Source organism: Roseibium sp. (assembly GCF_048260565.1).
In the GTDB taxonomy this organism is placed as follows: Bacteria; Pseudomonadota; Alphaproteobacteria; order Rhizobiales; family Stappiaceae; genus Roseibium.
Genome location: NZ_JBLXGP010000003.1, coordinates 537,910 through 563,299 on the forward strand (window position 1 = coordinate 537,910; position 25,390 = coordinate 563,299).

The window sequence follows — 25,390 nt, forward strand, 5'->3', positions numbered from 1 at the left end:
ATCCGAGCGACAAGGGGGTCATGCAGCCTCAATGGCATTCCTGGATAAAATTATCCCTCCGGCGTTCAGTCTCGACGGGTCGGTTCCCGGTCGGAAGACCCTGGCGTTGACCGGCGACTGGACGGTCAATTCGGCAGAAAGTGCTGAAAAGCTGCTCGGTTCCATCGATCTTGCCCCGGATCAGACCGTTTGCATCGACATTTCCAGGATCGACAGCCTCGACACCAGCGGAGCGTGGCTGGTGCACCGTTTTCGTGGAGCGCTCGAATACGGCGGCAAACGCACCGAGCTGATCGGCCTGGACGAAAAGCGCAAGATCCTGTTCCGCGAACTGGAAAAGCATCACCCGCCGGCCTGGAAGCCGGAGCGCCATCGGTTCTCCGTGGTCGGTTTTCTCGAGGCGACCGGTCGTGTCGGGGTCGATGTCGTCAAGGACACGCTGGCGATGCTGAACATTCTCGGCACCCTCGGCGCCGTTCTTGCGACGGTTCTGCCGCACCCGAAACGGCTGCGGAGCATATCGGTCGCGGTGCAGTTCGACCGGTCCTGCATCGGCGGCGTTCCGATCGTTGCCCTCATGAGCTTCCTGATCGGGGCGATCATCTCGCAGCAGGGCGGCTTCTATCTGAAACAGTTCGGGGCCGACGTCTATGTGGTGGATCTGGCCGGCATTCTGATTCTCCGGGAGATGGGCGTGATCCTGACGGCGATCATGGTGGCGGGTCGGTCCGGATCGGCTTTCACCGCGGAACTGGGCTCCATGCGGATGCGGGAAGAGGTCGATGCGCTGCATGTGATCGGCATGAGCGTGACCGAAGTTCTGGTTCTGCCGCGGATTCTTGCACTGATGATCGCCCTGCCGATCCTGACCTTCATTTCGGATATCTCCGCCCTGGTCGGTTCGGGTCTGGTCACATGGGTCTATCTGGACATTCCACCCCAGGCCTTCCTCGTTCAGCTTCAGGCGGCGATTTCGACAAAAACCCTGATGATCGGTCTCGTCAAAGCGCCGTTCATGGCGCTGATCGTCGGTCTGATCGCCTGTGTGGAGGGTTTGAAGGTCGAGGGCTCGTCGGAATCGCTCGGCCGCCACACGACCATGTCGGTTGTGAAAGCCATTTTTCTGGTTATCGTGGTGGACGGCGTTTTCGCCATCTTTTTCGCAGCTATAGGTGTTTAGGGCGGGTTTACATGTCGCTGGCCGAAGTATCCAAAGACGGCTCCGCCGATCATGAACCTGCGACGGGCGATGACCTTATCCTGTCCGCCAAGGGGGTGACCGTCGGATTCGGCAGCAAGATCATTCTTCAGGATCTCGATCTCGATGTCCGGCGCGGCGAAATCCTGGGCTTCGTCGGCGGTTCGGGAACGGGCAAGTCGGTCCTGATGCGCGCAATTCTCGGCCTGACGCCCAAGCAAGCCGGTACGATCAGCGTTTTCGGGCATAATCTGACGGGTGTTACGCCTGCGATCCGCACGTCCATCGAACGGCGCTGGGGGGTGTTGTTTCAGCAAGGCGCCCTGTTTTCGGCGCTCACCGTGAAACAGAACATCCAGGTGCCCATGCGCGAGCACCTCAGGCTGTCGCCGCAACTGATGGACGAATTGGCGCTGTTGAAGCTCGAACTGGTCGGATTGTCACAAGACGCGGCCGACAAGTTGCCCTCGGAGCTCTCGGGCGGCATGATCAAGAGGGCCAGCCTGGCGCGTGCGCTTGCACTTGATCCCGATTTGGTGTTTCTGGACGAACCGACTTCGGGTCTTGACCCGATCGGTGCAGCTGCATTTGATGACTTGATCAAGAATCTCAGTGAGACGCTCGGTTTGACGGTCTATATGGTAACGCACGACCTGGACAGCCTGCATTCCATCTGTGACCGGATAGCCGTTCTGGCGGACAAGAAGGTATTGGCGATCGGAACCCTGGACGACATGATGAAAAACGACCACCCCTGGATCAAATCCTATTTCCAGGGCACGCGCGCTTTGCGCCGGATGTAAGGGCCGTATCATGGAAACCCGGGCGAACTATATCCTGATCGGCAGCTTCATGATGGCGGTGCTCCTGGGCTCGTTCCTGTTCGTCTATTGGCTCGCCGTAACCGCGGAATCCCGGGAAAATGTCTTCGTGAGGATCATCTTTCCGGCACCCGTCACCGGCCTGCCGGTCGGTGGGCAGGTGCTGTTCAACGGGATCCCGATCGGCAATGTCAGCGCGCTGGATTTCGATCCGCAGAATCCGAAGGTCGTGGTTGCGACGGTCCGGGTCAAACCTCACACGCCCCTGCGGACGGATACAACCGCGTCCCTCAATTTCACCGGCCTGACGGGTGTGGCCTATGTGGATCTGAACGGCGGCAGCCTGGATGCGCCGTTGCTGATCAAGCCGGATTCGGATGAAGTCCCGGTCATGCATGCCGAACGATCCCTGTTCGACGATATCGTCAGCGGGGCGCGGGATGTGCTGAAGCAGGCCGATTCGGCCCTGAACAGCATCGACGGTTTCCTGAAGGAAAACAGCCCGACTGTGACGAAAACATTGAAGAACGTGGAGGAATTTTCTTCCGCACTGGCTGCCAATTCCGCAGGCGTGTCAGACTTCATGGTAAACCTGTCATCGGTCTCCAAGGCTCTGACCAGCCTGTCCGGGCGTATGGAGAAGCTGGTCGATCAGGGCGAACGAATCCTGGCGGCAGTGCCTTCCGACGATGTTACCAAGATCGTTCAGAATATCTCGGAGTTTTCCGACGGTCTGGCCAATGCGCGCCAGAGTATCGACAAGGTCATGGCGGATGCCGAGGTGGCGGCAAAGGATCTGCAAGCCTTTACGAGCGGCTTGAACAGCAGCCTGGAAGACGTGCAGAAAATCGTCAAGGCGGTCGATCCGGAAGACGTCAGGAAGACCGTGAAAGGTGCAGCTGCGATCGGGGAACTGCTTGAAAAGCGCAGCCCGGACATCGACAGCCTGATCGCCTCCACGTCGACGGCCATGGACAATATCAGCGACATTTCGGGCACCATTCGCGACCGGAAAGAAGCGATCTCGGATGTGATCAAGAGCACGAACGCGGTGATAGGCAAGGTCGACACGTTCGTTACGCGTGGGAACGAACTTGCCCAGGCGATCGATCCGGATCGGGTATCGAACATCGTGACCAATGTGGACACGTTCAGCACGGGGTTGAACAGCACGCTTGGAAACGTCGACCAGATCGTGGCCAATATCGACCCGCAAAAAGTGGGTGAAGCGGTCGACGGCGCTGCTGCCGTGGTGGCCAACATCAATGCGCAAAAAGAGCAGATCAACGAGATCATCGCTTCGACGAAATCCACCGTCCAGAATTTCGAGTCGTTCTCCGCAACCGTTCGAGGTCAGGATGACCGTATCATCGGGCTTGTGGACGATGTGCGTTCCGCAGCCAACGCCTTCACACAGACCCTAGCGGACGCCGATGGTATCCTGAAGGCCGTGGACCCGGATCAGGTGTCGAATATCGTCGGCTCTGTCGCCAATGTCACGGGCGGCCTGTCGGAGAACAAGGAAAGCATCGACGCCATGATTGCCTCGGCACGCAACGCCGCGGCAAATGTGGAAAAGATGACGAACGACCTGTCGCAGCGCACGCCAGATGTCGATCAGATCATCACCGACGCAAAGGAAATGACCGCGACGCTGAATGCGACATCCACGCGAATTCAAGGGATCGTGGATCAGGTCGGGACCATGGTCGAGGGTGACGGCGAAGGCCTGATTGTCGAGGCGACAAAGGCGGCAACGGCCATTCGCAAGGTGGCCGATGCCTTTGAATCGCGAGCGGATTCGATTGCCGGCGGCTTGTCCAAGTTTGCCAACCAGGGGTCCGCGGACTTCATTGCCGCGATGTCCCAGGTCAATCGGACACTTGTTTCGATCCAGCGGGCAGTGGAAAGTTTCGACAGGAACCCGAACCGGATCATCTTCGGGGGCGAAGCAGTGCCGACCTACACGGGCGGCGGACACAGAAGATAAACGGGAAGCCGGAAGCACAAGCGAGGCTGCGGAATGGCGTATGGGGGCTATTGAAGGCATGAACAGCGGATCGGCACATATCAGCCGAAGGCGGTTCCTGGGCGTCTGCGGGGCCGGTCTGACGCTTGCCGGCTGCGCCAGCTCAGGCCCTACCGCGCTTTACGGCATCGATGCTGCGAACGTCCCGGCAAGCGGGCAGCGCAGGAAAAGCAAGCAGGTTCTGGTGCCGCGGCCGCGCGCCCTCAAGGCACTGGACACCGAGTTCATCGCCGTGGTCGACAAGGGACCGGTCTACAGCTACTTCCCGAAGGTCGCCTGGACCGATTCCCTGCCCAGTGTGGTGCAGTCCAAAATCGTCCAGACTCTGGAAAACACCAACCGCCTGCGCGGTGTCGGATTCCCGGGCGAAGGCTTGCTGATCGACTATCAGCTTCAGACGGATCTCAGGTCGTTTGAATTTCATATCGACGGCACCAACAGAGGGGTCGTCGTGATCGCCGCCAAGCTGGTCAACGACCGCAATGGCCGGGCGATCGCCAACAAGGTCTTTCGTGCTGAAGTCGCCTCCGGCGGGACCTCCGTCGATCAGGCGGTCGCCGCCCTGAACAGCGCCGCCGACCGGGTTTTTTCCGAAATGGCGCAGTGGATCCTGGCGCGGGTCTGACCGGAAACTGTCTTTGGGTAAGTTTTTTGCTCAAAGACATGTCATCCATGCATTCTTTTGTTGCCTAAAAGATATCCTCAAGCGACACTTAGTTCCAAATGTAACTAACAGGCACCGCCTGGCACCACGGGCCGCGCTTTCGCGGCCCCGGCCGGCGGCAAGACCTGGAGCAGGAGGGAGTGTATCCATTGAGGCAAGGGCGGACATGAACGGGCAGGTATCGGTTTCTGACGAGGTCCGGTTCGATCTTCAGGCGTTTCTGCCGTATCGGATTCGCGTTTTCTACACCGACGTGACGAGCACGTTGTCGGAAATTTATATCCGCGACCACCAACTGACGCCGTCGGAATGGCGGTCAATGGCGATCCTCGGCGCCACCGGCAGAATGCCGGCAACGGAAATTGTCGAACGGTCCAGCATGGACAAGGTGTCGGTCAGCCGGGCGGTGAAGAAAATGCACGAACGCGGTCTTCTGGAAAAGACCAACAACGCCGAAGACGGACGGAGTTCGCTGCTGAGCCTTTCTGAAAAAGGGCGGACCATCTATTTCGACCTCGTGCCCAAGATGCTGGCCGCCGAGGCACGCATGTTCGACGGGGTCAGCGATGAGGAAGTGTCGGCCTTTGTCGCGACCATGGCAAAAGTCCGCCAGAACCTGCAGAAGGCATAGCGGCTTCAGTCGACGCTTTCCACCCGTTCCGGGAGAGAATACGCCTCCCATTTCTTCCGGGGGATTTCCCCGCCGACGGCGAATTCGAAGGCGACGACGGATGTCATGTCCGTGGTGGTCTCGCATTTGAAGCGTATCTCATACCAGCTGTTGCCGTCGTGAAAGGCTCCGCCGTCGGCCTCGATTGCCTGGCGGCCGGTCAACCGCACGTCGGATTTTGCATAGGCGACCAGGAAGTTCGGCTTGAACTTCTGGTTCCAGCGATGGACCTGTTCCAGGGCTTCAAGGTTGCACAGCTGGATGATCCGGTCCTCGTTCACCAGCTGACGCAGGCGTGCTTTCGCTTTCCGGCTTTTGGGATTGTCCAGTATGGCGGCGGCATAAAGCTGTGTGGCGCGGATCATTCCGTCGGGCGTTTCCAGCCGGGCTGTTCGGGGTTCCACGCCGGTATTGTCCGAAGGCGCAGTTGAGGGAGGGGCTGCGTCTGTCCGTTCTGCCGGTGTCGTGTCTTCCGGCAGGGGGGGCGAGATCCGGGGACGGAACAACAGGAACGGCTTCTGACGCGATGATTTCGATCGCAATTCCCTTGATGACCTCCGGCTTCGGAAGCTGCTTCAATGGGTTCAGGCCAAGCGCTGTTGCGATGACTATATGAACAACAAGGGCGACGCCGGCCCAGAGCCAGATCGTCCTGTCTTCCCCGATGTGCGCCAGAGTCCGCATGCCTGGAGCGACCTGTCCTCATGGTTCCGCCGTTTTCGGAAAATCGGAAAACGAGCCCGCCGGTCCGCCTGCTCCGGCTGAAAGGTGCCAAGACAGGAAGAGGGGGTGATCAGGGCATAAAAAAGGCGGCCATGCGGCCGCCTTTTCCGTGTCTGGAGATATTTTCCGTCTTAATCTAGACGTCCGCTGGCATGGGCCAGCATGGTGTAGACCTTGCCGGTATCCGACGTCAGATAGGTCTGGCCCAGCATGTTGTCCCGGTCGTTGCGCGAAACCTGGGCGAGCAGCTGTTCGAAATCGGCCACATACCGTTCCACGGCGGTTCGGAATTCCGGGTCGCGGGAATATTTCTGGCTGATTTCATCGAAGGTCTGCTGACCCTGCAGGGTGTAGAGGCGACGGGTAAAGACGTGCCGCTCGCCCCGCTTGTAGCGGTCCCACAGGTCGACGAAGGTTTCGTGATCGATGGCCCGGGCGATGTCCACGGACAGCGAGTTCAGGCTTTCCACCGTGTTCAGGGATGCGCGCTCCTGGTCGGGAGAGGCATTTTCCTCATCGCGCGAGGCTCGGCGCAGCAAGTCGGAGACCCAGCCCTTGCCGGCGCTTTGCGGTTCGCTTGCCGGTGACGGCCGGCGCGGCGTCTCGCTCTGGCGGGACGGAGCGGATGGCCGCGGAGCCGGCTGGCTCGGTGCCTGGGACCGGCTCGGAACCTGGAAGGCCGGAGCGGGCGCTGCAGCTTGCGGAGCGGGAGCGGATGCCGCGGCAGCGGATGCGCTGCGCTCCTGTGGCCGTGAGATGTCGAGCGCATTGGACTGTCGTGCGACGATGTCGGACAATTCGGTCAGCGCCCGGATCTGCTCATTGACGACCTTGCGCAACGCGGCGGTGGATTCTTCCGCCTCGTCCGGAAGGTTCAGGACGCCCTGCTTGAGCTCGTTGCGGGTGGCTTCGAGTTCGCGGTGGACGTCGCGGGCCGTGTCGCGCATGCGCACCGCGGCCTCGTTGAAACGTTCGGAGGCATCGGAAACCGTGCGCGACATTTCCGACATGATGTCGTCCTGAGCGGAACGGATCGCATCGCGGGCCTTCTGGCCTTCCATGCCGGCTGTAAGGCGCATGGATTCGAACTGCTCGGTGACCTGCTTGGTGGCCGCTTCTGCGGCCGCGCCCAGCATGCCTGCGGCTTCGCGAGCCTTGTCGTCCGCCGTTTCCAGCGTCTGCGACAGGGTTTCGGTGAAGGAACGCATGAGCTTGTCGACGGCTTCCGTCTTGGCCAGCAGCGTGTCGGCGACCTCCTCGATGGCGGTCTTGCGTTCGGAGACACGGCCCTCGACGGAGCGGTTGGTGTCTTCCAGATAGCGTGCCGCGGAGGTCAGTTCTTCCGTCTGGCTGCCGAACTTGTCGGTCAGGTTGCGGATGTCGGCGAGCGTGGTCATGACCACGTCACGCAGCGCATCCACCTGTTCGCCGATCAGGCCGGTCGTGCTGGTGGTGTCGGTCACGGCCCGATCCACGGCAACCCGGAACTCGTTCACGCGGCGGCCGAGGCTGACCTCGACGTCGTTGAGGTTCGTTCCGGCGGAGGCGAGGACGGTCTGCAGGTTGGTGTTCGTCTCCTCCAGCTTGGAGAGGATGTCCGTGACATCGGCTTCAAGCTGCTGCTTGGTGGCAAGCAGGGACTTGGTCGCCTGGCTGCTGCGCTCGTCGATGCTGGCGACAATCCGTTCGCCGGCGTCCACCAGGGACCGGGTGGCATTCAGACCGTTCTGGGCGAAGGTGTCCGCCACTTCGCGTCCCTTGACGTTGATCGCGTCCAGGATCGCGGTGTGGATTTCGCCGATACGGCCGGTCAGGTCGGTCGCCCGTGCCTCGATGGCGGTAATCAGGGCGTTGCCGTCGGTGCCGATCAGCTTGGAGAACTCGCCCGACCGGTCTCCGAAGGCCTGGTTGAGGGTCGAGGCCTTTTCGAGCATTTCGTTGGCAACCTCATTGCCACGCTGAACCAGAAGTTCGGCCGCTTCGTTGACCGCGGAATGGACGCGGGCGCGAACCGTGTCGGCTTCGCCGGACATGCGGCCCCGGACGTCTTCCAGGGTCTTGTTCAGGGTCAGACGCGCCTGTTCGCTTTCCGCGGACAGGTTGCCGGAAATTTCGGCGATGGTGCGGGACAGGTCGCTGCGGACCTTCTCGCTCTCGCCGGTCAGGGATCCGGAGAATTCCGCGATGGTGCCGGCATAGAGCGCGCGGGCCTTTTCGCTTTCCGCCGTCAACGTGCGTGCGGCGTCGGCGACGGCCGACAGAAGCAGGCCGCGGACCTTCTCGCCTTCACCGGACATCTTTTCCGAAGCGCCGTTGAGGGCTTCCTGAATGATGTCATGCATCCGGGTGCTTTCGGTGGACAGCGTGCTGCCGGCTTCCGAAATGATCTGGGTGAGCAGATCGCGGGCCTTTTCCGTCTCCGTGCTCAAGGCACCGGAGATGCTTTCCAGGCGCTCGTTGAGCACCGTTTCCAGCTGGCCGGCACGGGTGTCCAGGGTCTCGGCGACTTCGAACACCTTGGCCCCCAGGGAGACATTGATCTCGGCGATGCGTTCCGACAGGGATTCCGTCAGTTCTTCGCTCTGGCGGGCAAGCACGGTTCCGGCTTCCGCAAGGCGATTGTCCAGAGCGGACGTCATCTCGTCCTGGCCTTCGACGAAAGCCTTGGCGATTTCCTTGGTGCGGCTGATCAGGGTTTCGCTGATCTGGCGCGCCCGGTTGTCCAGGGTTTCATCGATCCGGTCCGTACCGGAGGTCATGGTGATGGCCAGATGTTCCGCTTTTTCGGAAATGGAGCCGGCGGCTACGTCAACATGTTCGGTCAGAATACGGCCGATTTCCTGAGCCCGTTCGGCCAGGGTGTTGCCGGCGGCTTCAACCCGCTGGCCGAGCTGAAGCGTGATGGCATCGGACCGGTCGGCGAGGACGTCGGTGATGTTGCGGGTCTTGTCTTCCAGCGTATCGCTGATGCTGGCCGTGCGCTGATCGATGGCATCGGAAAGAAGCGCGGTCCGCGTTTCGAGCGCCGCCTCGAAGGAGGCCGTGCGCTGATCGAGGGTCAGGTCGATCGTGTTGATCCGGCTGTCGAGAGACGCATCGAGGCTGGTGATGCGCGTGTCGAGTGCCGCTTCGAAGGAACTGGTCCGCTGGTCGAGCGTCATATCGATCGTGTTGATGCGGCTGTCGAGAGACGCATCCAGACCGGTCAGGCGGGTTTCGAGCGCTTCGGTCAGGATCTGGGTCTTGGCGTCGAAAGCATCGACAAGCTGTCCGCCGCGTTCGGTCACGAGGCTTTCCAGTTCGTTCAGGCGGCCCGACAGGCCTTCCTGCAATTGCTGTCCCTGGACTTCGATGGTCTGGGTGATGTTGTTGCCCACTTCGGCAAATTCAGCGGTGACACGCTCGCCGCGGCTGGCGACGAGTTCCGCAAGCTGGGTGCCGGTGTCGGCCAGCTTCTGGGTGATCGCGGAGGTTTCGTACCCGAGGGAGGCGGAGATCTCGGTGGTGACCGAATTCATGGCTTCGCGGAAGAGAACGCTTTGCTCTTCCATGGTCGCCGCGATTTCCCGGCCGCGCTCGGACAGACGTTCGTCCAGTTCCATGCCGTTGACGGAAATTGCCGTGTAGATACGCTCGGAAATACCGCCGAGTTTTTCCGCCAGTTCGCCGCCGTGTACGGTGATCGTCTCCGTAAGGGAGCCGGCGGTCTCGTCGAGTTTGGAGGCGATTTCGCCGCCGCGCAGGGACAGGTCGACAACGATCGACTCGCCGGTGCCGCGCAGGATCTCGGCGACCTCGGTGCTGCGCTCCGACAGGGTGTCGACAATTTCCGCGCCCTTGACGGAAATGGTGTTGGTGACCTCCTGACCGCGTTCGGAAATGCTTTCCACGACCCGGTCGCCGGTTTCGGCAAGCGACGCGTCGAGGCTTGTGACCCGGGAATCGACCGTACTGATGAGTTCTTCGGTGCGCGACGTGATCGTGTCGATCAGTCGGCCGCTCGTCAGAGACAGGTTGGCGTTGATTTCCTCGCCGCGCTGCGTGATCGCCTCGCCGACGCTCGTGCCGGTGGTTTCCATCGAGGTGCGGAATTCTTCCGCCTTTTCGCTCAGCGTCTGGACGACCTGATTGCTGGAAGCCGAAAGGGTTTCGTTGATGTCGGTACCCTTTGCGGACAGGGTTTCGACGAAGCTGGCCGCGGTTTGGGCGAACTGCTCGTTGATGTCGGTGCCGCGGGTGGTCAGGGTTTCCCAAAGCTGGGTACCGGTCGACGACAGGTTTTCGACCAGGTCATTGCCGGTGGAGCTTAGCTGGGTGACATAATCTTCGGCACGGGTCGACAGCGTGTTGACCATGTCATTGCCGGTGGAGCTGAGCTGCGTGACGTAGTCGTCCGCGCGCAGGGACAGCGCCTCGATCATGCGTTCGGTGGCCGAATCGACCGTGGTACCGAACTGGTCGGATGTGGAAGAGAGCTGGGCTGCGAAGCTTTCGTGCGCACCGGAAATGGTTTCGCGGACACGTTCGGCATTGATCGCTATGGATTCACGCTGGCTGACCAGTTCCTCGATCAGCGAGCGGATCTTCAGTTCGTTCTCATTGTAGGAGCGTTCCAGCGACGAGACCTCGTTGTGGACAAGGACTTCCAGCTCACTGGCGCGGGCGATGGCGCGCTCGATCCCGTCGCCCATGGCGGAAACTTCGCGACGGATGGCTTGACCCACGCTCAGGATGGATTCCTTGGCCATGCTTTCCGGTTCGGCGAGGCGCAGGGCGACCTCAGTCATGCCGCGGGCGACGATGCGCATTTCCTGCGCGCGCCAGATCATCATGGCCATGACGAAGAAGAAGATCACCGGCACGACGATGCCGATGCCGGAAAGAATCAGCGCAGGCGAATTCGCAAGGGAGCTGAAGTCGGTGATCGTGGAAAGCTGGTCGCCGAAGGAAGAGGCGAACAGGCTGCTGCCGACGCCGATCCACAGCACGCTGAGCGCGAGCGCGCCCCAAAACGGTGTCGAGGACGGGCGGCGCTGAAGCGCGAAAATGAGGTTGCCGATGTTTCGGCGGTCGTCATTGGCAGCAGGTGGGCGACTGCCGCGGCCGCCGCGTCGGCGCGACGCACGCGTTTCATCGCGGGAGCTCTTGGCGTCCTGTCCGTCGGGTGTTTCGGGGGCGGAGCGGGCCGCTGCGTTATCGCTTGCCGAAGCGCTGGCTGTTTCTGCCGCCACTTCTTCAGCGAATTCCGGTCCGCCAAAATCGAGCTTAAGGGCCTCTTCGACAGCAGACAGAGCTGCTTCCGCCGGGTCTTTAACCTTCGGGGGATTTGCCATATTTGGATCGCCTCACGTCCGTACTCAGTACACTTCGGTAATCTCGGCTGGCCGAGTGGTCTACCGAACGCTTTGACCTCGAAAACGACAGGGGGAAGCGACTGGCGCTTTCCTCGATCGATGCTTCCGTGGCCTGGCTGGTTTGGGGGGTCGCCGCAGACCGACTGACAGCATATTATGCCGAACAGCCTTTTCCCCACCTTGCCGCATCGCTTTACCTAATGGCACACTCTCTCCTAATGAACAAGAAACAGCAATGCTGTTAATGACCTAGGAACGGCTGACAATGTCGATTAAGAGCACTGAAGAAGGTCCTGGAAAAGCTGAAAAAGGGGCTGTGAAAGGGCGTTCGAAAACGGTTGTGCCAACATCGGCGCAAAAACGCTGGTTGTCGAAAGGGCTGAATCAGCCGGGTGGAAAGCTGCCCCTTTTCGACGACGCCGGACGTGAAGTTCCGGCGCGCACAATCCGCGCCTGTATCGCCGCAGGGTGGGCAGAGCCTTGGTTTTCCAACCCAATCAAGCCTGACTGGCTCGTCTGCAAGCTGACGACAAGTGGTGCCGCGGCGCTTGGCGCAACCGGAAAATCGAAAAAGAGTTAACGTCGCTTCCTGCTGGCGAGTGCCCATCTGCAAGGCAAAAGCCGCACCGGCTAAGGAGTTTTGACGGCGGCTCCTCAAAAGCCACCTAAACTTACGTTAACCATTTTTTCAGTTTTTTGGGGATCTTGCCGTCAGGCGACCTGTTCGCCACGGTCTTAACGAGTTGTTCGGCCATCGAGGGCCATGATGACTTTGTCATAACCGGCATGCCCAGGGAGGAGGGCCCCGGAACGAACGCTTCATGCGAGGGCAACTCAATGGCCATGACTTCCATATCCCGGCAACAGAGCCGGCTCCACTTCCAGGCTCCGATCGATCTTGTCCGCCTTGCCGCGAACACGCTGGGCAACCGGGACCTCGAAATCCAGGTCCTGCGACTGTTCGTGACCCAAAGTACCGGTGCGCTGAAAAAGCTTACGGCAGAAACGGACACCGGTGTTCTTCACGATCTGGTCCATACGTTGAAGGGCTCGGCCCGCGCGGTCGGCGCCGGTACCGTTGCGGAGCGCTGCGAAGAACTTGAGCAGGGTCTGGATGAGACCGGGACGCCGGATTTCTCGGGCTTGTTCCAGGCGGTGGACGAGGCGAACGGTTATATCGCGGACCTGCTGACCGACTGAGACGGCAACCGGACCGGCGGACATGAACCGCAAAAGCGTCGTTTCCGAAGCGGTGTCCGATGCCGTTTTGGGCATTCGCCGGCTGGTATTTGTGCGGTTTCCATAATCAGAATCCTTGACGTTTGCCTGCGAACGTATATGTCGGGTCTGAATTATCGTCTAACCCCTCCCGTAATTACCTGATCAGACGCGGATCATGCCGAAAATCACTTATATTGCTGCCGATGGTGCACAGACCGAGGTCGAAGCCGCCGAAGGCTCCACCGTCATGGAAAATGCCATCAAGAACATGGTTCAGGGCATTGAGGCCGAATGCGGCGGCGCCTGTGCCTGCGCAACCTGTCATGTCTATGTGGACGATGCCTGGACCGACAAGGTCGGCAAGCCGGAGCCCATGGAAGAGGACATGCTGGACTTCGCCTATGACGTGAAGCCGAATTCGCGCTTGTCCTGCCAGATCAAGGTGACTTCCGACCTGGATGGCCTGGTCGTCCATGTTCCCGAGCGTCAGGCCTGATCGGACGTCATGAACCGGCCGGCGGTTCACCGGCGGCCGGCTGGATCCTATTTAGAAAAGTAAGCCGATCTTCCCGGCCCCGATGCTCTAAGCCGGGTTGCCTTTGGATCGGCGCTTGAACCTCATTCTGAATCGATAGCTGCGTTCTGCGGCAATCACCTGATTGCTTTGCGAAGGCGAGTAGCCAGTCACTGCAATCCGGCTGACTGCTGCAAAACCTGGCGTGCGCCTCTCGGCTGGCTCGCTACACGAAAGCCCCGGTGCATGCGGCGTACCTGGCAGGCCCCTGGTTCCTTAAAACATCGAACACGATCTGACGGCGGTTTGTCTTGCAGATGACAGTCGCGGGAGCGCCTTTTCGATGGCGCTTTGTGGACGTCGGCCGCCCATCCGGATCGCAGCTGGCGATCACCTTGTTCAATACGGTCATGGTCGCCCCCGCTTCTTCCGGTTCAGCAGGCAGCTCCCCGGTCAGGGGGCGGCTCCGCCCGCTTTTCCTTCGCCAGACGTCGCGTTGGCAATATTCTGATTTTTGGTGTATTCTGTAAAATAACAACTATCGGTATATTATTTTTATTCTTTTTGAATCATGCATTTAAGCGAGTGGGGGGATAACTATGTACCTTTCCGACGAGACTATCGAAGCCGCGTTGCTTTCCGGCTCTCACGAAATCGAACTGCGCCAGGAGCTTGGGGACGCGACCTATGAGGAACTGCGCGGTCTCGGCGCGGAAATAAGCGCCGGGTCTCCGGTACCGGCCGTTCCAGCCGGTGTCTCGCCCCAGGAAGTGTTCGGTTTCGGAAAGCCGCGGAAGGCAATTTATATTCTGCCGGGCATTATGGGCTCGAAGCTTTCGGTCAGATCCGATCTTCGCGACAATCTCATCTGGTTCGACCCGGCCAGCATTGCCCTGGGGCAGGTGGAGAAGCTCAAATACAGGCCCGGCAAGGACAATGTCTTCGCTTCGGGCGTGTTCTGGGCGGCCTATGGCTGGTTGCGTCTGAAACTGAGCGTTGCCGGATACAAGACCCGCTTCCTGCCCTTTGACTGGCGGTACCCCACCATTGAACTCGGCGATGCCCTCTACAGGCAGATCCTGGCGGACGGCGACAGCGACGTCACACTGATCGCCCATTCCATGGGGGGGCTCGTAGCCCGGCAGGTCGCCAAACTGGACGCGAGCGCTAAAAAGATCAGCCGGATCATAACCCTCGGTACCCCTAATAACGGCTCCTACTCGCCCGTGCAGGTGTTCCGGAATGTGCATTCGATGGTCGCGAAGCTCGACAGGCTCGACCCGCTTCATTCCGCGGAGGACATCATTCAGGACGTCCTCCGCGACTACCCGGGGCTGGTGGAAATGATGCCGGACCCGAAGCTGCGACCGAACGAGAATTATTTCGATCACGCGAGCTGGCCCAATTCGGGAACGCGTCCGGTGCAGAAGGTGCTGGACGCCGCCTTGGAGGCGCATACCGACTTGCCGCTTCCAGACGACCGGTTTTACCAGATTATCGGCATCGGCGAGAAGACCGTCGTCTCGGCCAAAAAAACGGGCAACGAATTGCAGTTCCGCTATTCGCTCGACGGCGACGGAACGGTGCCGCGCGATCTGGCGGAAATGGACGGCCTGCCGAAGACCTTCGTGGAAGAAAGCCACGGGGGGCTGGTGAAGAACCGGTCGGTGCTGTCCACCCTGGAAAGGCTTCTGGAAGGCAAGCCGCCCCGCACGCTCGCCGAGCGGGATCGTTACGTTTCGAATGTGCTCTTCGAAACCGTCGCCGAGGAGGTTGTGTCGGAGGAAAAACTGCGCGCACGCCCCATGCCGCAGGTCGACGAAACGGCTCGCGTGCAGGATTTCGCCGAAGAGTTCCTCGGCGCGCCGAGCAGACCCGCGCCGCCAGCAGGCAGAGTCCTTTCAGCGGCTGCCGCCCCCGAAATCCGCATGATAGGCGGCTATCCGGCCAACCTGATCCTGCAAGCGACCGAGAACTGGGAAAAGGCTGCTCCGTTGCGCGCAAAGGGCAGAGCCGCGGTGGCGGCGGGGGAAGCCTTCCAGGCGGAAAGCGATGTACGCCGGCCGATTTACGCCAAGCGCAAGGTCAGTCAGCTGATCCAGATCGCGGCGGAAACAGAAGGGGCGGTGACGATGCCTGCCTCGCTCGAACGCGTCGTGGCCATGGCGGAGCGCAACCCGGCCGAAGCGATCGACGCGCTGCTCAACGAGCGCGTTCTGAACGAAGCAGAGGAATTCCTCTCCGTCCTGTTTGTGAAGCGTGCAGCGATCGTCAACAAGTCGGTCGGGCGTATCGTGGCGCGTGGAACGCGCCAGGGCTTCGGTACCGGCTTTCTGGTCGCGCCGGGCGTGCTGATCACCAACCATCATGTCCTCGGCACTGCGTCGGATGCGCGGAATGCGGCGGTTCAGTTCGACTACGAGTTGAATGCTCGCTACAGGCAACTGAGTTCGGAGACTTTCGAGTTCCGGCCGCAGGATCTTTTCTTCTCCGACCGGTCGCTCGATTTCGCGCTCGTCGCCGTGGCGGAAACGGGCCTGGACCAAGGGCATTCCCTGAACGACTACGGCTATCTGCCGCTCGATGAAAAGGTCGGCAAGATCCGGGCGGAAGCGCCGGTGAACATCATCCAGCATCCGCAGGCGGGCCTGAAACAGGTCGTGTTCCGCAGCAGCAAGATCTTCCCGCTCCCGTCCGAACTCGATCCCGGCAATTCCTATTCCGGCAAGTCCATCGACACCGCCGCTCATTATTCCGGTGACACCAAGCCCGGCTCCTCCGGCAGTCCGGTCTTCAACGACACATGGGAAGTCGTTGCCCTGCATCACAGCGCCGTCGCGGAGATGGATGCCCAGAGACGCATACGGATGAAGGACGGCAGCTTCAAGCTGCCCGCGGACATCGTCGACGGCGACGACATCAAATGGGTCGCAAACGAAGGCATCCGCGTTTCCAGGATCATGAAACACTTGCGAGGACTGAAAAAGGACGGCGTGTTTCAGGGGAAGGGCCTGGAACTCGTTCAGCGGGTCTTCGTAGTCGGCGACAAGGCCACCTCGAATGGCGCGTTCAACCGGCCGATGCCGCGTCGGATATTCTCTGTCATCGAAGATCCCGACGCTTCCGGAGTTCAAGAGGAGGCGGTCCCGGAGGTCGAGCCCGATCGGGAAACCCGGTATTCTCAAGGGGACAAAACCCCGGCAACAGGTTTTTCGGCGGTGCGGACGCCAGGCGGTGTCTCGATCACCGTTCCACTCACCGTCCAGTTGTCGCTCGGGCAGGCCGGTCTGCCGACGCTCTCGGCTCCGACGGAGGGTTCGTCACCGCGTCCCGTATTCCTGGGTGGCCAGGGTCTCGTCAGTCCCGCTGCCGGAGGCGAATTCGCCGAGGAACGGCTCTACACGGTGGCCGATCTGGCCGACCGGACAGGATATGACCCGGATTTCCTCGGTGTGACGGTTCCTTTCCCCGGCCTTCGGGAGACCGCCCCGGGACATCCGGCGCAAAGGCTCGACAACGGCAAGACACAGCTAGACTACGATCATTACAGCGTCGTGATGAACGCCGACCGACGCATGGCCTATGTCTCCGCCGGCAACCATGATCCCGCCGCCCCCTTCAAGCCCGCGCGCGGCAAGGAGCCCTGGAGCTTCGATCCGAGGCTTTCAGAAAACGAGCAAGCGGGAAATGAACTCTACAAGAACAACGATCTGGACCGGGGGCATCTGCTGCGCAGGGTCGACGGGTCCTGGGGGTTCAGCGAACAGGCGGCCGTTCGCGCCGATCACGACACCTATTTCTGGACCAACATCACGCCGCAGCACAAGGCCTTCAATCAGTCGAAGCAAAAAGGGGTTTGGGGAGAGCTGGAAAACTCGGTCATGCGGCAGGCAACCGCAACGCAGACCCGGTTTTCCGTTTTCAACGGGCCGATCTTCGGCAAGAACGACAGATCCCATCGCGGGATCAAGATCCCTGCAGGCTTCTGGAAACTCGTAGCCTTCGCGACAGACTGCACGCTCCATGCATTGGCGTTCCGGCTGGGGCAGGAAGAACTGCTCGTGGACATTCCGCTCGAAAGAATCCTGCCGGAGGAATTCGGCGTCTTCCAGATCCCGGTTTCCGAGCTGGCCGACCTCGTGCATATGGATTTCGGTCCGTTGGAGGCCGCGGACACGCTCTTAAAACGGCAGACTTCGCTGGAGAGCCTTGCGCCGGGACACCGCCAGATCGAAATCCGCCAGCCGGGGAATATCGTCGTCTGACCGGGGCCGGGGCGAGACGGAACCTTCCATCCGGATCGCTTCCGGTCATTATTCCGCAGCCTGTGGCGCAGGTTGGCGGAACCAGAAGTCGACCTCGTTGCCGGTAGCGGGATTGCCCGGAATGATGCTGGCCAGGAACAGGCTGGCGCCGGCCATGGCTGCCCCTGCCAGAAATACGGCGGCGGGCGAGTAAAGCCAGATGAAGCCGAAGACGACGGGAATGAAGACCGCGGCGATGTGGTTGATCGTGAAGGCGACACCAGAGGTCGGGGCAATGTCGCCCGGATCGGCGATTTTCTGGAAGTAGGTCTTGATCGCGATCGCAATCGCAAAGAAGGCGTGGTCGATCACATAGAGCCCGGCGGCGACATGCTCATTGGTGACAAAGGCATAGCTGAGGAACACCACGATCAGGCCGATATATTCCAGCATCAGTGCCTTGCGTTCGCCGAAACGGACGATCAACTGGCCGATCTTGGGCGCCAGGGCCATGTTGAACAGGCCGTTCAGCAGGAAAAGCCCCGCGACCTCATGAACGTCGTAGCCGAAACGTTCGACCATGAGGAAACCGGCGAAGACGGTGAAGATCTGCCGGCGGGCGCCAGCCATGAAAGTCAGCGCATAAAACAGCCAATACCGCTTGCGCAGGACGAGTTTCTTGCGCTGGGGCACGCCTTCCTTGAATTTCGGATAGGCGACCAGCAGGAAGACCAGAACCACCAGGGTCAGACAGCCCGACACCAGAAAGACGGTGGTGAACGACAGGTCGAACATCTTCCAGCCGATGAAGATCAGCCCGTAGGCCACAAGCTGGGCAAAGGCGCCGACGGCGATGATCTTGCCCATGCTGGCGGCGGCGGTCGCCTTCGGCAGCCACTGCAGGGACAGGGACTGGGCCATGGTCTCGTAGTAGTGGAACCCGAGCGACATGATCAGCGTGGTCGCGTAGAACCCGATCTCGGTCGGAAAATAGCCGGTGACCGCAACGCCGATGCCGAGCAATGCCAGCGAGACATAGGCGAGTGTCTGCTCACGCATGATCAAGAGGAGAAAGATCGCGGCGAAACTCAGGAAACCCGGGATTTCCCGGATCGACTGCTGAATGCCGATTTCCCGGCCGGTGAAGGCGAGTTCCTGAACCGCGAAATTGTTCATCAGGTTCCACCAGCCGGCAAAGGACAGCTGCATGGCGCCGGCCATGATCATGAGAAGAACGGCCGGGGAGCGCCAGCCGGTGAGGGAGGAGGGGGCGGCGCTGCGGGTGAAGTAGCTCATCTTGGCGGACTCGAATATGAAACGTCAGGTTTGTTGACGTTCTAAGGTGTTCCGCTCTTGCGTGTTAGCGCTGTTTTGTCATCATATGTCGCCAACTCGCCAAACATTGGATTCCGGAGCGTCTCGTGTCGATTCATCCTGAGCTTTCGCATTTCCCGACAGAACGGATCGCGGCAAAGATCATCGGGTTGGCCTCGTCCCAGCCACGCGGCTCGGTGACCGAATGGCATTCCCACGAAACCGCTCAACTGTTTCATGTGGTCAAGGGTTCGCTGGCGATCCATACCGAATGCGGCACTTTTTTCGCTCCACCGGAACGGGCCGTCTGGTTACCGTCCCGGTTGCCTCATGAAACCCATTACCTGTCCGACACCGAGATCCGGTACCTCTACATTCAGAACGAGGTGGCGATGGACCTGCCGCAGGAGCCTCAGGTGCTGCAGGTCACCAGGTTGTTGCGGGAGCTGATCCTGGAGTTCATGTCCTATCCGCGTCAGGAAACGGCAGAGGGGCCGGCCGCCAGGATCGGTGAGGTGATCCTGGATCAGCTCAAGATGCTTCCGGTTTCGCCGCTGCAGCTGCCGATGCCGCAGGATGCAAAGCTGCGCGCCCTGTGCGAGGGGATTGTGCGGTGTCCGGCCGAAGTTCCCGCCCTTGCCGAGGCCGCCGCGGCTTGCGCCATGTCGGCGCGTTCGTTCGAGCGACGGATCCGGGAGGAAACCAATATGAACTACCGGACGTGGTGCCGGCAGGTGAAGCTGTTCCGCGCGCTGGAACTGTTGTCGGCCGGCCGGCCGGTTTCGGATGTCTCCCACAAGTTGGGCTACGAAGGGCCCAGCGCCTTTGTCTCCACGTTCAGGAAAGCTTTCGGAGTGACGCCGGGCCGTTATTTTACCGACAAGCTTCCAGATTGATCTGGCTCATGGCGCGCTGATGGGCAAAAATCCGAATATCAGCGCATTCAAAACCTTGGGGTGGAATATGTTCAAGAAAATACTCCTGCCGATCGATCCGGCCGAAACCAGCTTTGCCGATGACGCATTGGCCAAAGCGACGCAATTCGCCAAGGACTATGGCGCAAAGATCCACCTGCTTGCTGTCTGTCCGGAAGTGCAGAGCTTCGTGGCAAGCCAGCTGCCGGAGGACTTTCAGGCGAAGGAAGTCTCTGAAACCCAGGCAATCCTGGACGGTGTCGTGGGAAAGCTGGACCTGCCGAAAGAGGATATCACTTCGGAAATCCGCGTCGGCACGGTCTATCACGAGGTGATCGAGGCGGCGAACGACAGCGGCTCCGACCTCGTGCTGCTGCATTCGCACAAGCCGGGCTTTGCGACCTATTTCATCGGCTCCAATGCCGCGCATATCGTGCGTCACGCACCGTGCTCGGTGATGGTGTTGCGGGACTGATTGCCTTGGCTGGCGCGCGGAAGTTCAGCGCGCCAGTTCCTTCATGGCCTCGGTGAGGCCTTCCACGGTCAGCGGATACATGCGGCCTTCCATCAGCTCGTGCAGCATCTTGATGGAATGGGTGTAGCCCCAGTGCTCCTCGCGCACGGGATTGAGCCAGACGGCGCTCTTGTAGAGGTCGGTAACCCGCTTGATCCACTCGCTGCCCGGTTCCTCGTTCCAGTGTTCCACCGAGCCGCCTGCGTAAGCGATTTCGTAGGGGCTCATGGACGCGTCGCCGACGAAGATCACCTTGTAATCGGACGGGTATTTGTGGAGCACGTCCATGGTGTCGATGCGCTCCGCGTGGCGCCGCTTGTTCTCCTTCCACACATATTCGTAAAGGCAGTTGTGGAAGTAGAAATGCTCCATGACCTTGAATTCGGTGCGGGCTGCGGAGAACAGCTCCTCGCAGACGCGGATATGGTCGTCCATGGAGCCGCCGATGTCGAAGAAAAGGAGCACCTTGACCGCGTTGCGCCGTTCCGGGCGCATCTTCACGTCGAGCAGGCCCTTGTGGGCGGTTGACCGGATGGTGTTGTCGAGATCCAGCTCTTCGGCCGCCCCTGAACGGGCAAAATTACGCAGGCGCTTGAGGGCAACCTGAATGTTGCGGGTGCCGAGCGCCAGCGTGTCGTCCAGGTCCTTGAACTCGCGCTTGTCCCAGACCTTGACCGCGCGCCGATGCCTGCTTTCCTTCTGGCCGATGCGCACGCCTTCCGGATTGTAGCCATAGGCGCCGAAGGGAGAGGTGCCGGCGGTGCCGATCCATTTGCTGCCGCCCTGGTGGCGCTTTTCCTGTTCCTTCAGCCGCTCGCGCAGGGTCTCCATCAGCTTTTCGAAGCCGCCGAGCGCCTCGATCTGGGCCTTTTCTTCTTCCGTGAGATGCTTCTCTGCGAGTTTGCGCAGCCACTCTTCCGGGATCTCCCCGGCGGGCGCATCGCTCAGGAGGTCGAGTCCTTTGAAGACATGACCGAAAACCCGGTCGAACCGGTCCAGGTTGCTTTCGTCCTTCACCAGGGCCGTACGGGCGAGATAGTAGAAATCCTCGACCCTGCGTTCGGCCAGATCCAGTTCAAGGGCTTCCATCAGCGACAGATATTCGCGCAAGGAAACCGGAACGCCGGCGGATTTCAGCTCTGTGAAGAAGGTAATGAACATGAAGGGACGTTAGCGGGAAAGAGCGGGGCGGGGAAGAGGCATGTTCACGCCGCCATTGTCATTTCCGGTCGCTTTTAAAGACGCTGGCAATGTCTCGAAAAGGGGCGGTCAACCGCCACGACATGGACGACCGTATGGATTTCAGTTCTGCGACTTTCTCTTTGAGTTGCAGGGATTTCGATTTCTTCAGAGTGTTTACCTTGTGCAGTTTCGCTTCCAGAATCCCTATTTTTTCGTTCTTTCTTTTGAGCCCGCGAATGAGTTTTTGCTGCTGTAAGAGTTGTTTCTCCAGGCTTTTCGTCCGCTTCTTGAGTTCGGCGGAGAGTATCAGGTTGAAACAGCTGGTCTGGAAGTCCTGTTGCGCTCTTGGAGAGGCATATTTCTCAGCGAGGCGTTTCGTCTCCTCCAGCCTCTCCGCAAGTGTCGTCTCTTTGCGCATGGAATCGGGGATTTTGATGCACTGGACCGAATATCGCGTGCCGACGGTCAGCCCCTCGCAGGCGAGAAACTTTCGCCACATGTGAAGATCCGTCCAGATATCGTCCGGTGCCGGGCTCCATCCCGCGGGGAGCGACCGATAGGCGGCAAGTCGGTAGCCTGCGGACGACGGCCCGAAGAAGTTCCACTTCTCCGTAAGCATCCGGTTCCGGGTATCAGGATCCTCAAGCTTTCCGATATGGACATTGACGCTGCCGTCGGGATGAATGTCGGCATGCAGGAGATTGCCGAAATCGCAGGCTCTGAGGAGACATTCGAGTTCGGACAGATGATTTGGCAGCCATATGTCGTCGTCCCCCAGATGCGCGACATAGGTGGACCGGGCGTCCTTGAGCGCCGTGTCCCTGTGGGTTTCCCCGTGCCGCTCCCCCTTGGGAAAAGGATAGACCCGGATCCGGCGGTCTCCGGCGGAATAGGTTTCCGCGAGTTTGACCGTCTCTTCCGGAGCCCCGTCGCAGACGATGAACAGTTCGAAATCCTGAACGGTTTGCCTCAGGACGCTTTCAACGGCAAATGGCAGCAGCAGCGGCGGACGGTGAACTGCCAGAATGATCGTGAACAGCGGGGAGGTCATGTCCAGCCGGCCAAGGCGCGCGCTTCGGCAATGCGCTGGACCGTGACGGCCCCTTCCTGTGCCGATGATTTGGGTGCCGGACCACCCTTTGCGTGAGCGATGAATGCCTCCAGTTCCGCCAGGAGGGGCATTTTGGTGTCGACCCGGATTTCCTGCGTGCCCTTGTCATCTCCGATCGCCGCAAAAAGGACCCGGTCGTCATAGGAATCGGCGAGCTGGGCGACCGCGGTGCTGCCAATGACCACCACCGAGCGTTTGTTGCCTGGATGCAGGGTCGAAATTTCGCAGGTCACGGAGACGCCGGTCAAATGATCCTTCAAACGAACCGTCAGGTCATGGCCTTTCAGGTCCTTGTGCTGGACGAGAACCGTATCCAGTTCGGGAAGGTATCCCAGGATGTCCTGGGCGATCGAGAAATCGTGAGGAAGCAGGATCCAGGCAGCATCCACATCCTTGTGCGGATTGCCCCAGCCGAGCCGGTAGGTTCGCACAGCCCGGATTTCGCCCAGGGCACCGGAACGAGCCAGTTCCGACAGCTTCAGAATGCCCGGATGATACCGCCATTTGTCCATGACGAAGACCCGGTCCGGATTTTCCCCGGCAATGCGCCAGGCCGATACAGGATCGTCGGTCAGGGGTTTCTCGATAAAAATGGGCTTGCCGCGCCCCATCAGGGGTTCGATGCACTGCGCATGGAAATTGGTTGGGACGGCGACGACATAGCCATCGACATCGGGCAAATCGGACGCCTGCCCGCAGGCACTCGTCGCACCGGCTTCGATGGCCGCGGCCCGGCTCGTTTCGCTCGGTACCGCGACGTGAACACTGGCGCCCAGAGCACGCAAGTCCCGAAAGATGAGCTTTCCCCAGCGTCCGAAGCCGACCAATCCTAATTCGGGCATGTTTCCTCTACGATCTGTTCCGTCGTCAGCCGAGATTTAACACGTAAGGCCGATCCACCCGATCGGGGTTCAGCCGACGCGTGTGCGTCCCGACAAATACTTCTCACACATTGCAGTGTAACTGTCGGCGGTTTTATCCCGGCTTGAAAGCAGGGGCGTCCCGGCCGGCCATTCGAGTCCGAGTTCCGGGCAGTTGAAACGGCAGCCGAGTTCATCTGTGGGGTCGAAATATTGAGAAACTGCGTAAAGGTGGGTGGACGGCTGGAAATAATAAAAACCGTGGCAGACCCCAGGCGGGATTAGAATTGCGTCTGACGGATCGGTGCCCAGTTCGATCATGTTTGACCTGCCGAATGTCGGGCTCTCGGGCCTGATATCATGGAGCCCCAGAAGCATTTTGCCGGAGAGCACTGTCAAATAATCATGATGGTAAATATGCACATGCACGCCACGGAGCGTATTCTCGCAGCTATGGACAACGTTCCACTGTATCGGCTGCGTTTCATCAACCCATTCATCGCGGTAAATTTCAATAAAGGTACCGCGATCATCTGTATGGGGGTGCAGGTTAAGTAATCTAACTCCGTCAATACCAATATTTGAGTGCTTCATGCATATGCTCTGGAATATAACGAATTAAAATAGATTATATAAGTATTTCAAATTTTATATCCGACATGCATGAATTGGCAATGTCTTTTTTTTGAGTTTTTGTGCCATGAATTTCTTTTCATATATTCGTAATTTATCAAATATCTGTGTTGTCACGAAACCTCATGATTGGTTTCCAAGAGGAAGTCAGTCAGGTCTGCAGAAATACCTTGCCGAAGTTGATTTGTTTTCCGGTCTCTGGGGCGCATCGAGCAGGCCGATGCAAACAAAAAAGCGCGGAAGGGCGTCGCCTGCCGCGCTTTCAAGTCTCGTCATCGGGAAGTTATTCCTGCCCGCCGATCTTCAGTTCCGGGTGCACCGTCTTGCCGAGGATTTCGGTATCCCGGCCGATCACATGCCGGCCCGAGCCGACGATCAGCGGATCGGGCTGATTGACCACGCGCCGGTCCTTGTCCGGGTACGGTAGGCAGTTGAGGAAGTGTTCCATACAGTTGAGACGGGCGCGCTTCTTGTCGTCCGACTTGACGATGGTCCAGGGGGCATCCGCCGTATCCGTGTGGAAGAACATGGCTTCCTTAGCCTCGGTGTAGTCATTCCACTTGTCGAGGGACGCCATGTCGACGGGGGACAGTTTCCATTGTTTCAGCGGGTCGGTGCTTCGCTGTTTGAACCGGCGGCGCTGTTCGTCCTGTGTGACCGAGAACCAGTACTTGAACAGCAGGACGCCGTCGCGGACCAGCATACGTTCGAAGTCGGGACACTGCCGCATGAATTCCAGATACTGGTTGGGAGAACAGAAGCCCATGACACGTTCGACGCCGGCCCGGTTGTACCAGGAGCGGTCGAACAGAACCATTTCGCCAGCCGAGGGCAGATGTTCGATATAGCGCTGGAAGAACCACTGGCTTTTTTCGCGCTCGGTCGGTTTCTGCAGGGCGACGACGCCGGCGCCGCGTGGATTGAGGTGTTCCATGAACCGCTTGATGGTGCCGCCTTTGCCTGCGGCATCCCGGCCCTCGAACAGGATAATGACCCTTTGCCCGGTTTCCTGGATCCACTTTTGCGCCTTCAGAAGTTCCGCCTGCAGCTTTGCCTTCTGTTTCTCGTAGGCGAGGCGCCGCATCTTTGTGTGATAAGGATATTCGCCGGTTTCGAAGACATGATGGATGGCGGCCGGATCATGGCGCATCTCCGCCAGATGATGGTTCAGCTCGGCGGCCGCGGACCGCAGAATGTCCTGCGGATTGGCGGAGGCGGGGTTCCTCTTGGCCTTGCCCTGCGAGCTTGATGTTTTCGGCTGTTTTTCAGGCGCGGCATCCTGAATCGCTGTTTCGAGGTTTTCGACAGATACGGGGTCGATACGTGCGGTCTTGGTCAAGAGTGCCTCCAGGCCTGATTTTCAGCCTTGATAGCACGCAGAGGAAAACAATCTATTTAAGTATAACTGAATCTAATTGATCGGT

19 protein-coding genes are annotated in these 25,390 nt (G+C 59.8%); 11 read left to right on the plus strand and 8 right to left on the minus strand.

Going from position 1 to position 25,390, the window contains the following annotated elements; all coding sequences use genetic code 11:
* Positions 1–31: 31 nt before the first annotated feature.
* The 5 genes from ACN0SO_RS10700 to ACN0SO_RS10720 all read left to right on the plus strand — a co-directional run bounded on the left by ACN0SO_RS10700 (position 32) and on the right by ACN0SO_RS10720 (position 5,343).
* Positions 32–1,180 (plus strand): ABC transporter permease, encoded by a 1,149-nt coding sequence (locus tag ACN0SO_RS10700; protein WP_417677394.1) that lies wholly within the window; start codon positions 32–34, stop codon positions 1,178–1,180.
* 11 nt (positions 1,181–1,191) lie between these two features.
* Positions 1,192–2,001, plus strand: coding sequence for an ABC transporter ATP-binding protein (locus tag ACN0SO_RS10705; protein WP_417677396.1), 810 nt, complete (start codon positions 1,192–1,194; stop codon positions 1,999–2,001).
* 10 nt (positions 2,002–2,011) lie between these two features.
* Positions 2,012–4,009: an MlaD family protein gene (locus tag ACN0SO_RS10710; RefSeq protein ID WP_417677398.1), complete on the plus strand. Its 1,998-nt coding sequence runs from the start codon at positions 2,012–2,014 to the stop codon at positions 4,007–4,009.
* 40 nt (positions 4,010–4,049) lie between these two features.
* Entirely contained in the window at positions 4,050–4,673 is a 624-nt protein-coding gene (locus ACN0SO_RS10715; protein WP_417677400.1) for an ABC-type transport auxiliary lipoprotein family protein, read from the plus strand.
* 205 nt (positions 4,674–4,878) lie between these two features.
* A complete protein-coding gene (locus ACN0SO_RS10720; protein ID WP_417677402.1) occupies positions 4,879–5,343 on the plus strand; it encodes a MarR family winged helix-turn-helix transcriptional regulator in 465 nt (154 codons plus the stop codon).
* Positions 5,344–5,348: 5 nt separating this feature from the next.
* Here the strand turns inward: ACN0SO_RS10720 and ACN0SO_RS10725 are convergent, their stop codons facing one another.
* On the minus strand, positions 5,349–5,786 hold the full coding sequence (locus ACN0SO_RS10725) for a DUF930 domain-containing protein (protein WP_417677404.1): 438 nt from the start codon (positions 5,784–5,786) through the stop codon (positions 5,349–5,351).
* 450 nt (positions 5,787–6,236) lie between these two features.
* Entirely contained in the window at positions 6,237–11,438 is a 5,202-nt protein-coding gene (locus ACN0SO_RS10730; protein WP_417677406.1) for an antitoxin, read from the minus strand.
* A 286-nt stretch (positions 11,439–11,724) separates the two neighbouring features.
* Here ACN0SO_RS10730 and ACN0SO_RS10735 point away from each other — a divergent pair, with 286 nt between their 5' ends.
* The 4 genes from ACN0SO_RS10735 (at position 11,725) to ACN0SO_RS10750 (ending at position 17,459) form a co-directional block, all read left to right on the plus strand.
* A complete protein-coding gene (locus tag ACN0SO_RS10735) occupies positions 11,725–12,039 on the plus strand; it encodes a hypothetical protein (protein ID WP_417677408.1) in 315 nt (104 codons plus the stop codon).
* A gap of 257 nt (positions 12,040–12,296) precedes the next feature.
* A complete protein-coding gene (locus ACN0SO_RS10740) occupies positions 12,297–12,659 on the plus strand; it encodes an Hpt domain-containing protein (RefSeq protein WP_417677410.1) in 363 nt (120 codons plus the stop codon).
* A 196-nt stretch (positions 12,660–12,855) separates the two neighbouring features.
* On the plus strand, positions 12,856–13,176 hold the full coding sequence (locus ACN0SO_RS10745) for a 2Fe-2S iron-sulfur cluster-binding protein (protein ID WP_417677412.1): 321 nt from the start codon (positions 12,856–12,858) through the stop codon (positions 13,174–13,176).
* Between the two features lie 617 nt (positions 13,177–13,793).
* Positions 13,794–17,459 (plus strand): DNA/RNA non-specific endonuclease, encoded by a 3,666-nt coding sequence (locus tag ACN0SO_RS10750; RefSeq protein WP_417677414.1) that lies wholly within the window; start codon positions 13,794–13,796, stop codon positions 17,457–17,459.
* A 48-nt stretch (positions 17,460–17,507) separates the two neighbouring features.
* On the opposite strand, the gene ACN0SO_RS10755 is transcribed toward ACN0SO_RS10750, so the two are convergent.
* A complete protein-coding gene (locus ACN0SO_RS10755; RefSeq protein ID WP_417677416.1) occupies positions 17,508–18,734 on the minus strand; it encodes an MFS transporter in 1,227 nt (408 codons plus the stop codon).
* Between the two features lie 125 nt (positions 18,735–18,859).
* On the opposite strand from ACN0SO_RS10755, the gene ACN0SO_RS10760 reads away from it, so the two are divergent.
* Together ACN0SO_RS10760 and ACN0SO_RS10765 are read left to right on the plus strand one after the other, a co-directional pair.
* Positions 18,860–19,648 (plus strand): AraC family transcriptional regulator, encoded by a 789-nt coding sequence (locus ACN0SO_RS10760; RefSeq protein ID WP_417677418.1) that lies wholly within the window; start codon positions 18,860–18,862, stop codon positions 19,646–19,648.
* Positions 19,649–19,715: 67 nt separating this feature from the next.
* A complete protein-coding gene (locus ACN0SO_RS10765; RefSeq protein ID WP_417677420.1) occupies positions 19,716–20,141 on the plus strand; it encodes a universal stress protein in 426 nt (141 codons plus the stop codon).
* A gap of 24 nt (positions 20,142–20,165) precedes the next feature.
* Here ACN0SO_RS10765 and ACN0SO_RS10770 read toward each other — a convergent pair whose 3' ends face one another.
* The 5 genes from ACN0SO_RS10770 to ppk2 all read right to left on the minus strand — a co-directional run bounded on the left by ACN0SO_RS10770 (position 20,166) and on the right by ppk2 (position 25,305).
* A complete protein-coding gene (locus ACN0SO_RS10770; protein ID WP_417677422.1) occupies positions 20,166–21,341 on the minus strand; it encodes a vWA domain-containing protein in 1,176 nt (391 codons plus the stop codon).
* 58 nt (positions 21,342–21,399) lie between these two features.
* Entirely contained in the window at positions 21,400–22,413 is a 1,014-nt protein-coding gene (locus ACN0SO_RS10775) for a glycosyltransferase family 2 protein (RefSeq protein WP_417677424.1), read from the minus strand.
* Entirely contained in the window at positions 22,410–23,315 is a 906-nt protein-coding gene (locus ACN0SO_RS10780) for a Gfo/Idh/MocA family protein (RefSeq protein ID WP_417677426.1), read from the minus strand. The genes ACN0SO_RS10775 and ACN0SO_RS10780 overlap by 4 nt, the downstream gene beginning before the upstream one ends.
* A 69-nt stretch (positions 23,316–23,384) precedes the next feature.
* Positions 23,385–23,927, minus strand: coding sequence for a dTDP-4-dehydrorhamnose 3,5-epimerase family protein (locus tag ACN0SO_RS10785; protein WP_417677428.1), 543 nt, complete (start codon positions 23,925–23,927; stop codon positions 23,385–23,387).
* Between the two features lie 322 nt (positions 23,928–24,249).
* Entirely contained in the window at positions 24,250–25,305 is a 1,056-nt protein-coding gene (ppk2, locus tag ACN0SO_RS10790) for a polyphosphate kinase 2 (RefSeq protein WP_417677430.1), read from the minus strand.
* Positions 25,306–25,390: the final 85 nt, after the last annotated feature.

Bases quoted from the DNA above. Each gene is read 5' to 3' on its own strand.
- ACN0SO_RS10700 (WP_417677394.1), top strand. From the start codon at position 32: ATGGCATTCCTGGATAAAATTATCCCTCCGGCGTTCAGTCTCGACGGG.
- ACN0SO_RS10705 (WP_417677396.1), top strand. From the start codon at position 1,192: ATGTCGCTGGCCGAAGTATCCAAAGACGGCTCCGCCGATCATGAACCT.
- ACN0SO_RS10710 (WP_417677398.1), top strand. From the start codon at position 2,012: ATGGAAACCCGGGCGAACTATATCCTGATCGGCAGCTTCATGATGGCG.
- ACN0SO_RS10715 (WP_417677400.1), top strand. From the start codon at position 4,050: ATGGGGGCTATTGAAGGCATGAACAGCGGATCGGCACATATCAGCCGA.
- ACN0SO_RS10720 (WP_417677402.1), top strand. From the start codon at position 4,879: ATGAACGGGCAGGTATCGGTTTCTGACGAGGTCCGGTTCGATCTTCAG.
- ACN0SO_RS10730 (WP_417677406.1), bottom strand. From the start codon at position 11,438: ATGGCAAATCCCCCGAAGGTTAAAGACCCGGCGGAAGCAGCTCTGTCT.
- ACN0SO_RS10735 (WP_417677408.1), top strand. From the start codon at position 11,725: ATGTCGATTAAGAGCACTGAAGAAGGTCCTGGAAAAGCTGAAAAAGGG.
- ACN0SO_RS10740 (WP_417677410.1), top strand. From the start codon at position 12,297: ATGGCCATGACTTCCATATCCCGGCAACAGAGCCGGCTCCACTTCCAG.
- ACN0SO_RS10745 (WP_417677412.1), top strand. From the start codon at position 12,856: ATGCCGAAAATCACTTATATTGCTGCCGATGGTGCACAGACCGAGGTC.
- ACN0SO_RS10750 (WP_417677414.1), top strand. From the start codon at position 13,794: ATGTACCTTTCCGACGAGACTATCGAAGCCGCGTTGCTTTCCGGCTCT.
- ACN0SO_RS10755 (WP_417677416.1), bottom strand. From the start codon at position 18,734: ATGAGCTACTTCACCCGCAGCGCCGCCCCCTCCTCCCTCACCGGCTGG.
- ACN0SO_RS10765 (WP_417677420.1), top strand. From the start codon at position 19,716: ATGTTCAAGAAAATACTCCTGCCGATCGATCCGGCCGAAACCAGCTTT.
- ACN0SO_RS10770 (WP_417677422.1), bottom strand. From the start codon at position 21,341: ATGTTCATTACCTTCTTCACAGAGCTGAAATCCGCCGGCGTTCCGGTT.
- ACN0SO_RS10775 (WP_417677424.1), bottom strand. From the start codon at position 22,413: ATGACCTCCCCGCTGTTCACGATCATTCTGGCAGTTCACCGTCCGCCG.
- ACN0SO_RS10780 (WP_417677426.1), bottom strand. From the start codon at position 23,315: ATGCCCGAATTAGGATTGGTCGGCTTCGGACGCTGGGGAAAGCTCATC.
- ACN0SO_RS10785 (WP_417677428.1), bottom strand. From the start codon at position 23,927: ATGAAGCACTCAAATATTGGTATTGACGGAGTTAGATTACTTAACCTG.